Origin of the sequence: Aeromonas sp. MR19 (genome assembly GCF_963899305.1) — a bacterium.
Taxonomy (GTDB): Bacteria; Pseudomonadota; Gammaproteobacteria; order Enterobacterales; family Aeromonadaceae; genus Aeromonas; species Aeromonas bestiarum.
The window spans coordinates 40456-54173 of sequence record NZ_CAWQWZ010000006.1 but is presented as its reverse complement, the minus strand read 5'-3'; the positions used below and the strand labels follow the sequence as shown (position 1 = coordinate 54173).

General features: G+C 62.1%; 11 protein-coding genes. 7 read left to right on the top strand and 4 right to left on the bottom strand.

Annotated features, from left to right (window positions below; translation table 11 throughout):
* Positions 1-46: 46 nt before the first annotated feature.
* Together AACQ95_RS03625 and AACQ95_RS03620 are read left to right on the top strand one after the other, a co-directional pair.
* Positions 47-1825 (top strand): M3 family oligoendopeptidase, encoded by a 1779-nt coding sequence (locus AACQ95_RS03625; protein WP_241280619.1) that lies wholly within the window; start codon positions 47-49, stop codon positions 1823-1825.
* Between the two features lie 154 nt (positions 1826-1979).
* Entirely contained in the window at positions 1980-3788 is a 1809-nt protein-coding gene (locus tag AACQ95_RS03620; RefSeq protein ID WP_241280663.1) for a M3 family oligoendopeptidase, read from the top strand.
* A 55-nt stretch (positions 3789-3843) separates the two neighbouring features.
* On the opposite strand, the gene AACQ95_RS03615 is transcribed toward AACQ95_RS03620, so the two are convergent.
* On the bottom strand, positions 3844-5241 hold the full coding sequence (locus AACQ95_RS03615; protein ID WP_241280618.1) for a nucleobase:cation symporter-2 family protein: 1398 nt from the start codon (positions 5239-5241) through the stop codon (positions 3844-3846).
* A 485-nt stretch (positions 5242-5726) separates the two neighbouring features.
* Here AACQ95_RS03615 and ycfP point away from each other — a divergent pair, with 485 nt between their 5' ends.
* Together ycfP and AACQ95_RS03605 are read left to right on the top strand one after the other, a co-directional pair.
* Entirely contained in the window at positions 5727-6266 is a 540-nt protein-coding gene (ycfP, locus tag AACQ95_RS03610) for an alpha/beta hydrolase YcfP (RefSeq protein ID WP_043556158.1), read from the top strand.
* A 78-nt stretch (positions 6267-6344) separates the two neighbouring features.
* Positions 6345-7637 (top strand): NAD(P)/FAD-dependent oxidoreductase, encoded by a 1293-nt coding sequence (locus tag AACQ95_RS03605; protein WP_098983822.1) that lies wholly within the window; start codon positions 6345-6347, stop codon positions 7635-7637.
* A 91-nt stretch (positions 7638-7728) separates the two neighbouring features.
* On the opposite strand, the gene AACQ95_RS03600 is transcribed toward AACQ95_RS03605, so the two are convergent.
* Genes AACQ95_RS03600 through AACQ95_RS03590 form a run of 3 tightly spaced genes read right to left on the bottom strand, consistent with a single transcriptional unit; the run spans position 7729 to position 10777 of the window.
* Positions 7729-8529 carry a hypothetical protein gene (locus tag AACQ95_RS03600; protein ID WP_241280615.1) on the bottom strand — a complete coding sequence of 267 codons (801 nt, stop codon included), beginning with the start codon at positions 8527-8529 and terminating at the stop codon, positions 7729-7731.
* 46 nt (positions 8530-8575) lie between these two features.
* Positions 8576-9652 (bottom strand): HBL/NHE enterotoxin family protein, encoded by a 1077-nt coding sequence (locus tag AACQ95_RS03595; protein ID WP_043141162.1) that lies wholly within the window; start codon positions 9650-9652, stop codon positions 8576-8578.
* A 24-nt stretch (positions 9653-9676) separates the two neighbouring features.
* Positions 9677-10777, bottom strand: coding sequence for an HBL/NHE enterotoxin family protein (locus tag AACQ95_RS03590; RefSeq protein ID WP_241280613.1), 1101 nt, complete (start codon positions 10775-10777; stop codon positions 9677-9679).
* A gap of 435 nt (positions 10778-11212) precedes the next feature.
* Between AACQ95_RS03590 and AACQ95_RS03585 the strand changes: the two genes are divergently transcribed.
* The 3 genes from AACQ95_RS03585 (at position 11213) to AACQ95_RS03575 (ending at position 13653) form a co-directional block, all read left to right on the top strand.
* On the top strand, positions 11213-11530 hold the full coding sequence (locus AACQ95_RS03585) for a heavy metal-binding domain-containing protein (RefSeq protein WP_043556151.1): 318 nt from the start codon (positions 11213-11215) through the stop codon (positions 11528-11530).
* Between the two features lie 173 nt (positions 11531-11703).
* Positions 11704-12462 carry a substrate-binding periplasmic protein gene (locus AACQ95_RS03580; protein ID WP_103470551.1) on the top strand — a complete coding sequence of 253 codons (759 nt, stop codon included), beginning with the start codon at positions 11704-11706 and terminating at the stop codon, positions 12460-12462.
* Positions 12463-12642: 180 nt separating this feature from the next.
* Positions 12643-13653 (top strand): S66 family peptidase, encoded by a 1011-nt coding sequence (locus AACQ95_RS03575; protein ID WP_241280611.1) that lies wholly within the window; start codon positions 12643-12645, stop codon positions 13651-13653.
* The last annotated feature ends 65 nt before the right edge of the window (positions 13654-13718 follow it).

Below are 13718 nucleotides of genomic sequence, written 5' to 3'. Positions count from 1 at the left end.
CAGAGGCGGGGCCACCCCACATGGATGCAAACAAACAAGGACTATCATGAACCCACCCGTTTGGCTGGATGATCACATCTATGCCGCCCCCGATTGCCCGGCGATCGACGCCGATTTCCAGCGTGCCCGCGAGACCCTGAACAGCCTGCAGCACTTGCTGGATGAACTGCCCAAGACCACCGACATCAATGCCTTGCGCCACCTGCTGCGGGTCATCAGATCCTGCTGGACCGACGTTTGCCGGCTGGCCTGGAACAGCCAGACCTATGCCTATAACCGGCTCAGTCGCAATGGTCGCGACGAAGCGGCGCGTGCGCTGCTCTCCCGTGGTCAGCAGTTGCAGGCGACCCTGGCCCAGCTCAGCAAACCTGTGGCCCTGTTCTGGGCAAGCGCCCCCGAGGGACAGGTGCGGGCCCTGTTGCAGGATCCCGAGCTGTTCGAGCTGGCCTATGCCATCCGTCACGACAGGCGTCAGCAGGATCAACGGCTCTCCTTGGAGAGCGAACAGCTGATCGCGGGGCTGGGGGTGGATGGACTGCAAGGCTGGGGGGATCTCTACGACAACCTGGTGGGGCGGCTCAGGCCGGTCGTGGAGGGGCAGCCCATGGGGCTGGCCCAGGCAGACAACCTGCTGGCCCACCCGGATCGGGCGCGCCGTGCCAGCGCCTGGCACGGCATTCAGGCCGCCTGGCAGGCAGAGCAGGAGACGGTGGCCGCCATCCTCAACGCCATCAACGGCTGGCGAAACGAACTCGCCACCCAGCGTGGCAAGGTGCACAGGCTAGATGCGCTGGATGTCTCCTGTCATCAGAGCCATATCGAGCGCGCCACCCTGGATACCCTGATGGCCGAGGCTGACACCCACAAGACGCTGGGACGGCGAGCTCTGCGCGCCATGGCCAGCGCCCGGCAGATCAGCGATTTTGCCCCCTGGGATCTCTATGCCCCGGCGCCCGCTGCGACTCCGGCCTCGCTCAGCTTCGAGCAGGCGCTGACCCTGGTGGCCGATGCCTTCGCCGGCTTTGACCCCGAGATGGGGGCCTTTGCCCGCATGATGGCCGACAAGGGCTGGATTGACGCGGCCCCCAGCGCAAACCGGCGCAGCGGTGCCTACAGCACCGAATATGCCGATCCCCCCGAGCCTCGGGTGTTTCTCACCTTCGAGGGCACCATGGACAACCTCATCACCCTGGCTCACGAGCTTGGGCACGCCTGGCACAGCTGGCTGCTGCGGGACTTGCCGCTGGAGCAGCGCGACTACCCCAAGACGCTGGCCGAGACCGCCTCCCTGTTTGCCGAGGCCCTGGTGCGTGATGCCCTGTTGGCCGCCACCGACAAGATGGAGCCGCGCCGGGCCATCGCCTGGCTGGACGGGGAGCGGGCCGCCAGCCTGCTGCTCGACATCCCCGCCCGTTTCACCTTCGAGCGGGCGCTGGTGGCGGCGCGGGAGCAGGGCTATGTGGGGGCAAGCCAGCTGCGGCAGATGATGAAATCCGCGCAGCAGCAGTGGTATGGTGACACCCTCAGCCAGTACGACGAGCTGTTCTGGGCCAGCAAGTGCCACTTCTCCATCGCCGATCTCGGGTTTTACAACTACCCCTACCTGTTCGGTTATCTGTTCAGTCTGGGGCTCTATGCCCAGAAGGAGCGGGCCGGGGGCGAGTTTGCCCAGGCCTATCGCGCGCTGCTCACCGACACGGGCCGCATGAGCGCCGAGGATCTGGTGGAGAAACACCTGGGGGTCGACATTCGCGAACCCGCCTTCTGGCAGGAGAGCCTGCGCTATGTGGAGGAGGCGGTCGACCGCCTCGAGCGACTGGTGTGACGGGCTGGCCCAGCTGATCGCATCGGCTGATCAGACCGGCCGTTCGGGGTCGCCCGGCGGCCTCTGTTTCTTTTGTGGCGGGCCCGCAGCGGCCCGGCCACGCGCATTTCACCCAGGGCAGCCTCTGCCCCCTGATATTGATGACGAGCGTTTGATACAGCAACGAATCTACCCACAACAGTGGCACAACCAGCATATCTATCCCGCTCTCGACTGCCCCGAGCTGGACGCGGACATGAGCCTGGCCCGAGCCAACCTCGCCGAGCTTGCCGGTTTTATCGACGGTCTTGAGCAGGTGTTGGGCAACGCCGACGCCTTGCCCGATTTTTTGCGCGAAGTGCGTCTGCGGGCCCAGCGGATCCGCAATATCGGCTGGAATGTCGCCATACTGGCGGCCTGCAAGGGCAGTCAGGACGCCCGCGATGTGCTCGCCAAGCAGCTGGCTTCCCGCGCCCGCGCCCTCAACGCCGATCTGTTCAAGACCCTGGCCCCGGTGGAAGATCTGATGCTGGGGCTGCCCGAACCCGAGTTTGAGCGGCTGATGCAGGATCCCTTGCTCGGAGAAGAGGATTACCGGCTGCGCCATGAGCGCCGGCTGCAGGATCAGCGCCTGCCGGTGGAGGCAGAGCAGCTGGTGATAGGGCTTGGCACCGACGGGCTGCACGCCTGGGGCAACCTCTACAACGATCTGGTGGGCAAGATCCGCCTCGTGATCGACGGCCGCGAGATGGGGCTGGCCGAGGCGAGCAACCTGCTTTCCAGCCCGGTACGGGCCCTGCGCCGGGAAGCCTTCGACGCCATCAGTGCCGGCTGGGAAGGGGAGCAGGAGACGGTGGCGGCCATCCTCAATGCCCTCAATGGCTGGCGGCTGGAGCTTTCGCGCCAGCGCGGCAAGCAGCGAATGCTGGATGCGCTGGAACTCTCCTGCCATCAGAGCCACATAGAGCGCACCACCCTGGATACCCTCATGGCCGAAACCTATCACGCCCGGGGTCTGGGCCAGCGGGCGCTGGGGCTGATGGCGAAGCGGCTCGGCATCGACGATCTGGGGCCGGAGGACTTGTTTGCACCGCCCCCGGCCGCCAGCAGCCGCGAGATCCCGTTCGAGGAGGCCATCGACATCATCGCCGAGGCCTTCGCCCGCTTCGATCCCGAGATGGGGGAGTTTGCCCGCATGATGGCCGAGAAGGGCTGGATCGATGCGGCGCCCACCCCGAACCGGCGTACCGGTGCCTACTGCACCAAGTTTGCCGATCCGGTGGAGCCGCGGGTCTTCATCACCTATGCCGGTACCATGGACAACGTCATCACGCTCGCCCACGAGCTGGGGCACGCCTGGCACAACTGGCTCATTCGCGATCTGCCCATGAGCCAGCGCAGCTACCCCATGACGCTGGCGGAGACCGCCTCCATCTTCGCCGAGACCCTGGTGCGCAGCGCCCTGTTCGAACAGGCGCAGACACCGGAGCAGCAGCAGGCCATCGCCTGGGCCGAGGCCGACGGCGCAGCCACCTTCCTGGTCAACATTCCGGCCCGCTTCGACTTCGAGCAGGCGCTGGTGACTGCCCGCGGACAGGGCTATGTGTCGGCTGAGCGGCTCAAGAGCCTGACCGACGAGGCGTGGGGCCGCTGGTATGAGGGGAGTCTGACTCGCTATCACCCCCTGTTCTGGGCGGCCAAGGCGCACTTCTCCATCGCCGGGCTCGGCTTTTACAACTACCCCTATCTGTTTGGCTATCTGTTCAGCCTGGGGGTCTATCAGCAGTTGATGAGCCGTCAGGCGGCGGGGGAAACGAACGTGGCCGGGGCGTATCGCGCCCTGCTGCGTGATACCGGCCGCATGAGCGCCGAAGATCTGGTGGCAAAACACCTGGGTCAGGATATCCGCGAGGCTGCCTTCTGGCAGGGCAGCATGGCGCTGGTGGCGGCGGCGGTGGATCGCTTCGAGCAGACCTGCGGCTGAGGGGACTCTGGCACGTGAAGGCGCCGCCGGGCAGTGTATCTGCCCGGCGGCTTTTTTATGGCTGGGGGTCGACTGGCCGAACCGGGCCCACCAGCAGGGGGCGAGGCTGGTGGCTGAGATCCGGCTGGTAGCCGTTGAAGAAGAGATTCAGCAGCACCGAGCTCAGGGTCGCCAGCAGGATACCGCTGTGCAGCAGCGGCTGCAGTGCGGCGGGAAAGTGTTGAAAGAAGTGGCCGGAGACGGTGGGGATCATGCCTATTCCCAAGCTGATGGCGACTATGTAGAGGTTGTGACGGTTGCTGTTGTAATCGGCCCGCGCCAGGATGCGAATGCCGGTGGCCAGCACCATGCCGAACATGACGATGCCGGCGCCGCCGAGCACGAAGGGGGGAATGGAGGCGACCATCAGCGACATCTTGGGGATCAGGCCAAAGGCGAGCAGTATCCCCCCCGACATGACGCAGACCCAGCGGCTCGACACCCCGGTCACGCTCACCAGCCCGATATTCTGGGAAAACGAGGTGTGGGGGAAGCTGTTGAAGATGCCGCCAATCACGGTTCCTATGCCGTCCACCCGCAGCCCCCGCACTATGTCGCCCCGGCTGGCCGGGTGACCGACTATGTCGCCGAGGGCCAGAAACATCCCCATGGATTCGATGAAGGTGATCAGCATGATGACGGTGAGGGTGGCGATGGAGATGGGATCGAAGGTGGGCCAGCCGAAGGCGAAGGGGACTATGGGGGCAAACCAGGCCGCCTCATCCAGGCCGGTCAGGTTCACCTCGCCCATGCCGATGGCGATGACGAAGCCGAACAGTATGCCGAGCAGCACAGAGATGTTGCTGAAAAAGCCCTTGGTGAAGCGGGTCACCAGCAAGATGAAGGCGAGCACCAGGAAGCTGGTGCCTATGTAGCGCAGGCTGCCGTACTCGGGATTGCCCTTGCCCCCCGCCATCCAGTCGATCCCCACCTGCATGATGCTGATCCCGATGGAGGTGATCACCACACCCGTCACCACGGTCGGGAAGAGCGGCATCAGGCGACCGACCAGGGGCACCAGCAGGGTGGAGAGGATCCCGGCGGCTATGGTGGCACCGAAGATGCCGGTCAGCCCCAGATCCGGGTTGGCGCCTATGGCCAGCATGGGCATGACGGCGGCGAAGGTGACCGACATGATGACCGGCAGCCGGATCCCGGCAAACCGGCCTATTCCCAGACACTGCAGCAGGGTGACGATGCCGCAGCAGAACAGATCCGAGCTGATGAGATAAGAGATTTGATCCTTGGGCAGCCCCAGGCTGCCGCCTATCACCAGCGGCACCGCCACGGCGCCGGCGTACATCACCAGCACATGTTGCAAACCCAGGGTAAAGAGCTGGCCGGGGGGGAGCATGCGTTCCACTTCATCGACGGGACTGTGGGTGGTCCTCCCGGGGGGATTGGTCTGGTTCATGAATACCTCACTCCTTGCGGCCCGACCGGCAGGGCCGGGCAAGATGGGGCTGGCTGCCCCGCTCAGGGACCCGGGATGGGTTGGACAGGGGGACGGGCGCCGATCCTGTGCGTGCAGGTATGATCGGCGTGGATGGCCAGCCCGGCTGCGCACCCATGGTGGCGGGTACTGCACAAAACGTGCGCATTGGCTTGGTAGTGATGCGCCTGCCGGTGGTTTTGTGGACGGGATCACAGGGTTGGCAAGCTATGAAGGGCAATCGTTTGCCGGCCTGCGGGACGGGGTCTCACATTGGTAGCCGGCGTATCATTTCTGCCTGGCGGGCTCTCACTTTGATACTCGCGCGGGGGAAAGGCCCCCTCAATCTGGTTTCATCCGCAACCGGAGGCGTGATCCAAAGCAAGAAAGTGGGATGTTTTGGTGGCGCAGGGCCCCGCCGCTGGGGTAGGTTCGATAGAACCGACACAGTTTTTGAGGTCTTGTCCATGATCATCTATCTGCATGGTTTTGATGCCACCAGCCCCGGCAATCATGAAAAAGTGCTGCAGTTGCAGTTTATCGATGATGATGTGCGTTTCGTGCACTACAGCACGGTTCATCCCCGTCATGACATGAGCCACCTGCTCAAGGAAGTGAAGAAGCAGCTCGACATGAGCACGGACCCCAAGCCCCTCATCTGCGGAGTGGGGCTGGGAGGCTACTGGAGCGAGCGGATCGGCTTCCTGTGCGGCATCAAGCAGGTGATCTTCAATCCCAACCTGCACCCCGAGATCACCATGCAGGGCAAGATAGACAGACCGGAAGAGTACGAGGATATAGGCACCAAATGTGTGTCTGAATTTCGTAGTAAAAATTCAGGAAATTGCCTCTGCATCCTTTCCGTTCAGGATGAAATCCGCGATAATGGCGAAACTGAGCGTGAATTGAAGAATTATTACAACATCGTGTGGGATGAGCGAGAGACTCACAAGTTCAGGAACATCTCTCATCACCTGCAACAGATGAAGGCTTTCAAGGAAGCCTGATTGATCGTCACGTCATGGATTCAACTATCAAGGGAGCCGATGGCTCCCTTCGCTTTAATGGAACCGAGGTAATTAACCATGACCAATATTGTTGTCGTCGGCGGCGGGGCCGGCGGTCTGGAGCTGGCCACCAGCCTGGGTCGCAAGCTGGGCAAGAAGAACAAGGCGAAGATCACCCTGGTCGATCGCAACCGTACCCACCTGTGGAAACCCCTGCTGCACGAAGTGGCCACCGGCTCCATGGATGCGGGCATCGATGCCCTGAGCTACCAGTCCCATGCCAAGAACCATGGTTTCGATTTCCAGCTGGGCAGCCTGACCGACATCAAGCGCGACGAAAAGCGCATCGTACTGGCGAAGATCGTCGACGATAACGGTGACATAGTGGTCAACGAGCGGGAACTGCCCTACGACATCCTGGTGATGGCGATCGGTTCCGTGTCCAACGACTTCAACACCAAGGGCATCAAGGATCACTGCATCTTCCTGGACAGCCCCTCCCAGGCACACCGCTTCCACAACAGCATGATGAACCGCTTCCTGCAGTTCGCCACCGAATACCAGCCCGGTGACAAGGTGAAGATCGCCATCGTCGGCGGTGGTGCTACCGGCGTCGAGCTCTCTGCCGAGCTCTACAACGCGGTGGAGCAGCTCTATGCCTACGGCTTCAAGAACCTCACCACCGACAGCCTGAAGGTGAGCCTGGTGGAAGCGGGCCCCCGCATCCTGCCGGCGCTGCCGGAGCGCATCAGTGGCGCCGCCCATCAGGAGCTGGTGAAGCTGGGGGTGGATGTGCGTACCGCCACCATGATCACCGAAGCGACCAGCGAGGGTCTGCACACCAAGGATGGCGAGCTCATCGAAGCGGATCTGATGGTGTGGGCCGCTGGTATCAAGGCGCCGGACTTCATGAAGGATATCGCCGGGCTCGAGACCAACCGCATCAACCAGCTGGTGGTGAAAGAGACGCTGCAGACCAGCCGTGACGAGAACATCTTCGTCATCGGTGACTGCGCCGCCTGCCCGCAGCCGGATGGCAAGTTCGTGCCGCCGCGCGCCCAGTCCGCCCACCAGATGGCGACCCAGGCGTGCAAGAACATCCTGGCCAAGCTGGAAGGGGGCGAGATGAAGCCCTACCTCTACCACGATCACGGCTCGCTGGTCTCTTTGAGCCGCTTCTCCACCGTGGGCAGCCTGATGGGCAACCTGATGCGTGGCTCCATGATGGTGGAAGGCTACATAGCCCGCATGGTGTACATCTCGCTCTATCGGATGCACCAGGTCGCCCTGCACGGCTACGTCAAGACCGGCCTCATCATGCTGGTGGGCCGTATCAACCGGGTGCTGCGCCCGACCCTGAAGCTGCACTAAGCCGCTTGGGGCAAACGTGCCGAGGCGGCAATGGCCCCGCGCACCATGAAAAAGGAGAGGCCAAGGCCTCTCCTTTTTTGTTTCAGGGATATCAGGAGGCGTCCACCTGCAGGGTGCGAACCTCGGTGAGGGCGGCGGTGAAGAAGAGCCGCGCCAGCTCAGGATCCCCTTGCCCGGCATCGCGGGCGACGTTGGCAATATCGCCGCCGAGCAGGGTGATGGTGTTGCCGACCTTGCTCACCCGATCGATGAGGGAACCGAATTGCTGGGAGAAGGCCGTCGTCTGGCCGAGAAAGCCTTGCTGACGCTGGATCTGCCCCTCAATCTGGTTCATCTGTCCCTCCAGACTGTTCACCTTGTTCTGGGTTTGCGTCAGGGTGACGGCCAGGGCGATGAGGCCCGGCAGCCCCAGCAATCCCAGCCCCAGCAGGTAGAGCTTTTTCTTGTTGAGGGAGTCCAGCTCCTGACGGGCCCCGGCCAGGTTGGATTGTAGTCCGGCTATGGTGGCTTGCAGCTCCACGCCGATCCGTTGCAACGCTATGTTGTCTTGCGTGATGCGATCGTTGGCCGTCTGGCTGGCGGTCAGGGTCTGGGCGGTCAGCGTCTGGATGGGGGCGATCTCCTGCTGGACCAGATCGACGAATGCCTTGAGCGCCTCTGGGTTGAAGGGGCCGGTATTGGCCAGCTGTTGCGTCAGTTGCACCTCCAGGCGCGCACCAAACGCCAGGACCTGCTGCTGCATGGTTTGCACCTGGGGCAGCAGCGCCGCGACCACCTCCTCGACGTTCTGCTGGATGTTGACGGCGTTTTGCGGCAGACCGGTGAAGGACTGAATGACGGCTTCGGCCTGCTGCATGTTGGCAATGGATTGAGAAAGAATACCGTTGCTCATGGGCTCTCCTTGATAGAAGAGGGCGGTCTGGCCGCCCTCCCTTGGTTTAGGCGGCCAGACGGCCGACGAAATCGGCTATGGTGGCGGTCGCGGGCACTTGCATGGGGCTGACGCCGGCCATCTGGGCCTTGATGGTGTTCACGTCGACGAGCACCGTCTTCACTGTGGTGTCGGCGGCGGTCAACCAGAGCTGGCGGATGTCGTCGCCGCTGGTGATGCCCTTGTCCAGATCCGTGATCAGGCTGCCGAGATCCGAGGTCAGGGCGTCCCAGGCATTGCTCATCTGGGTCGCGGCATTGACCGCGTTTTGAGCCTGTACCTGGAGCCCTTTATAACCATTGCCGATCTGGGTGGCGATCAGTACCTCGCTGTTGAGGTTGCTGCGCTTCTGGTACAGATCCTGGCGGGCGCCCAGCGAGTTGTGCAGCACTATGGAGCCTGCCGTGATACCGGCGGCGCCTGCCACCATCATGGCGACCCCACCTATTACCACAGGTGTCGAGGTGCCGGCGGTGACGAAGTCGGCCACTGCGCCTATGGCAGTGACGAAGGCGCCGCCAATCACCAGCAAGCCCCCAACCACTATGCCGGCGATGGCGCCGTCGATGGCCGCGTTGACCTTGTCGATGTCACCGTTGAGCTGAGCCAGCACCCCGTTGTCACCCTGCACCTTGCTGTTGAGGTTCACCACTATGCCCTGGAAGTTGCGGGAGTCGGTGATCAGGTTGTTGTTGAGATCCAGGATAATAAGGCGGGTGTCGGAGGATACCTTGTGGTACTCGGTGGCCTGTTCCTTGATGACGTTCAACTGCCTGAGCCACTGGGCCTTGGTGGAACCGGGAGGAAGCACGGTCGGGATGGCATTTTGCAGGGCGTAGTAGTTGGAGATGTTGCTGATATTGGTGATGATCTGCGGCTGGATCTGGTTGAGGTACAGGTCCGCATGCCCTTTGGCGACGTCCAGTCCCTGGTTGATCTGGGTCTGGTTGTCCTTGAGGTTCGGGAACTGGCTGAAATCCACGGACACCTGTTGCTTGACGCTGTTGCAATAGGTCTGGATCTGCAGCGCCTGACCGGCCTGACCGGCCATGCTCTGATCCATGGAAATGGTTGCATTTATCATGTCTATCGTCCTTTTGTGGTGGGGTTAAGCATCGGGCAGGACGCCGTTGCCGGCGTAGGCGGTCTTGATGTCATTCACCTGATCGGAGAGCAGTTGCCAGGATTGGGTATCCAGCGCCAGGGTGCGCCTGAGCAGACGCACATCGCCGTCGTTGCTGAGGTCGGCCACTATGGGAACGGCGCTCTGATAGGCGTCGGCCACCTTCTGCCAGCCCGAGGGCAGGCCGGTGATCGCCCTGGCTACCGTCTCGTAGGTGCTGACAAACAGCTGGTTCTGGGCCTGCACCGACTTTGCGACTGTCAGCATGGCGTTGGTCTCTGCCAGCGCCTGATAGGCCTGAGCCAGTTTCTGGGTATTGGCCTTGAGCTCCTTGGCCGCCAGGCTGGCACCGGCTATGCCGGATGACAGGGCCTGGATACCGGCGATCATGTATTGGGTCTGCTGGTCTGATCCCTTGGCCGTGCCTTGGCTAGCGGCAGGCTTGGCGGCGGGTTTTTCCTCCAGCGCCAGCGAGGTCACGATAGCGTGGCCCAGTTGGCTGACACCCTCACCGGCCTTGCCACCCTCATCGACAATGGCCTGAATGTTTGCCGCTATGGCCTGGTTCAGTGCGTCTATGGCCTTGGCCTGGCGCTGGGCATCGGCGATCAGATCCTGCTCGAGCTGAGTGATCACCCCCAGGAAGTTGTCCATCAGGGGACGCAGCGAACCCCAGGCGACCTGAACCCGGGTGTTGAGCGTCTGGGCCAAGAGCCGGTAACTCAGGGCCTGATCGGCCAGCGAGGTCAGCTGCTCTGCCAGCTTGGCTCGCCCGGCCGCATCGTCATCCTGGCCGAGCAAGCGGTTGAAGGCCGCGACCAGGGCGTAGAAATTCGAGCCATAGCTCATCAGATGGATAAGGCCAGGCAGGTTGTCTTGCTGGTAGTAGCGCGCCTGGTTGAGCATCTGGGCCTGGTAGGCCTCAATCTTGACTGCCAGGGATGAGTCGAGCTCACTCCTGGCCAGGGACTGCTGCATCAGCAGCAGATTGGCATAGCTCTGGTTGAGCAGGGCCGGTGAGGCCGCAGACAGGTAGGCTGCCAGCAGGCCTTGATCCCCAAGATCCAGTGTGGTGATTGTGGTCATGGTGTGGCCTCCGCACGGGCTTCGGCGAGGTGGCTTGCGTGGAAAGGTACCCGTGTTGAAGGGGTGGGATGAGGTGGTCGGGTGTCGAGCTGCATCATGATGCTGTCCTCGTGACGAAGTGGGTCAGTCTCCGGCGTCGGGCCGGGACAGACTCACCCTATGGAAAGGCGAAATGGGCCACAACTGACACTTCTATCACTTGATGTTTGGGCCAGATCGGCTATTGAGGGGGCGCCTGGGTGCTTATCGTGCAGCTTGCTCAGCCTTGTCTCCCGTTGCTTGATGCCGCAGGATCCAACTGGTCGACTCTCTACGGAACCTGCCCCTCCAAACACAGACAGCACTGATCCACAGACACGCATCGAGTCTGTTTTCTTGCCTGGAAACTATCGCTGCTTTAGGCTGTCTACCCAGTGAATCGATAAGGAAACCAAGATGATCCTCTCAACCACCCCCACCCTGGAAGGCAAGACCATTCGTGAATATCGCGGCATAGTCGTGGGTGAAGCCATCCTCGGCGCCAACATCTTCAAGGATCTGTTTGCCGGGATCCGCGACATCATAGGCGGCCGCTCCGGCGCCTACGAAAAAGAGCTGGCCCGTGCCCGCGAGATTGCCTTCGATGAGCTCAAAGAACGTGCCTCCGCCCTGGGTGCCAATGCCGTGGTTGGCATCGACATCGACTACGAGGTGGTGGGGCAAAACGGCAGCATGCTGATGGTCAGCATCAGCGGAACCGCCGTGCTGGTCTGATCCCTTGAATACACTGAAAAACCGGCAACCTTCTGCCGGTTTTTCAGTTTCTGCGTCCCGGCGTGGCGGGATGGCAGCCGATCCGCCGCCTGTGCTTGACGGTCAGCCGCTATACGCAGTACGGCTTATGCCCGCCATACTTGACACAAGAGAGGACGGTCTGGAGGTCAATCATGTTCCATATTCGCTGGTTATTGTTGTGGTGCTGGCTGGGCAGTGCCGTGGGGGCGAGCATTCAGGCGGTGACAGAGGAGCTTCCCCCTTACAACTACCGGGATAGGGATGGTCAGGTCACAGGGCTCTCGGTGGATATGCTGCACCGAATGCTGGAGGTCAGCGGCATCACGCTCGACAGCAAGGGCATACAACTCCTGCCCTGGGCGCGGGCCTACCAGATGGCGCAGTATGATCCCGATACCGTCATCTTCAGCATGATACGGCTCCCGGAGCGGGAGGCGCTCTTCCATTGGATTGGCCCAATCGGTCCTCGCGTCATCTGGTTTTATCGCCTGGCAAACCGTGACGATCTGGTGGCCAGCCAGCTAGCCGAGCTGGCTCCCTGGCGGATTGCCGTGGTGCGCGACTCGGCGATGGCCCGTGAGCTGTCGGGAAAAGGGCTCAATCTGGTATTGGTACACGACGAGGATGACAAGTTTCGCATGATGTTGCGCGGGAGGGCAGACGTGGCCCCTGCCATGCAGATGGGGGCCGCCTATCACATAGAGACATTGGGGCATCACTACTCGGATTTTGTCCCCATGTTCCAGTTCCAGGAGACAATGTTGTTCTACTTCGCCTTCAGCCGCAACACGGATGACGCCACCATACAGCAGCTTCAGAAGGCATTCGATCAGATGCGCAAGGATGGCTCCTACGAGAAGATCACCCAGAAATGGGTGCGCCGTTTCTGGGTTAAACCGACCAGCGAGTGAATCACTCCGCGTGCCCGTGCCCGGCCTCAATCCCCTGATCATCAACCGGCTGGAGCCGGGCAGCACCTTGGCACTGCCATCTTTTCCTGGTGTCTTTAGGGCCATGACATGGCTATTATGAGTCCTTTCTTGTGGGCGGCTATGCCCTGGATGGCCATAATCGGAACAGGACGTCTTGCGATGACATCACTCAAGCCGCCAGGGCTCAAACCTGGCGACACCATAGGTTTTTTCTCCCCCTCCAGCGCGGCCACGGCCTGGGCGCCACAGCGCTTTGCTCGCGCCAGGGCATTTTTGGAGGCACAGGGCTTCAGGCTCAAGGCGGGCAGCCTGACCGGCCAGCAGGATCACTGGCGATCCGGCTCCATAGCCGCGCGGGCAGCCGAGCTCAATGCACTCATTCGCGATCCAGAGGTGCGTTGCATCATGTCGGTGATCGGCGGCAGCAATTCCAACTCCCTGCTGCCGTATCTCGATTACGAGGCGCTGAAACGGGACCCCAAGATCATCATCGGCTACTCGGACGTGACGGCCCTGTTGCTCGGGATTTATGCCAAAACCGGCCTGGTTACCTTCTACGGGCCGGCGCTGGTGGCCTCGTTCGGTGAATTGCCGCCGCTGGTGGACGAGACCCTGTCGGGCTTTCGCCAGATCTGCCAGGCCGGTGGCGCCGTCGTGCCTCATACCTTGCCGACCCCGGCGCAATGGACCGACGAGCGGCTGGATTGGGAAAACCAGACCCGGGCCAAGCAGTGCCTGCCCAACCGGCTGATCTCGGTGGGATCGGGCAAGGTGCGGGGCAGGCTGATCGGCGGCAACCTCAATACCCTGGCGGGGATCTGGGGCTCCCCTTACATGCCGCCGATTGAAAACGGGGATATTCTGTTGCTGGAAGACAGCCTGCTGTCCGCCGAAACCGTTGAGCGATCCTTTGCCCACCTCAAGCTGTGCGGGGTGTTCGAGCGCATCGGTGCTCTGGTGCTCGGCAAGCACGAGCTCTTCAACCAACAGGGCAGTGGCAAGCGGCCGCTCGATATTCTGCTGGAAGTAGTGGGGGAGCCGGCCTTTCCCATACTGGCGGAGTTTGACTGCGCCCACACCCACCCCATGCTGACCCTGCCTCTTGGCATAGAGGCTGAGCTAGATCTCGATGCCCAGACTCTCACCCTGTGCGAGCCCTGGCTGCGTTAGCGGCCGTGTCAGCTCAGGCTCGGCGTAGTAGCCGATCGCAATCCAGACCAGAATGCAAAGAGGCC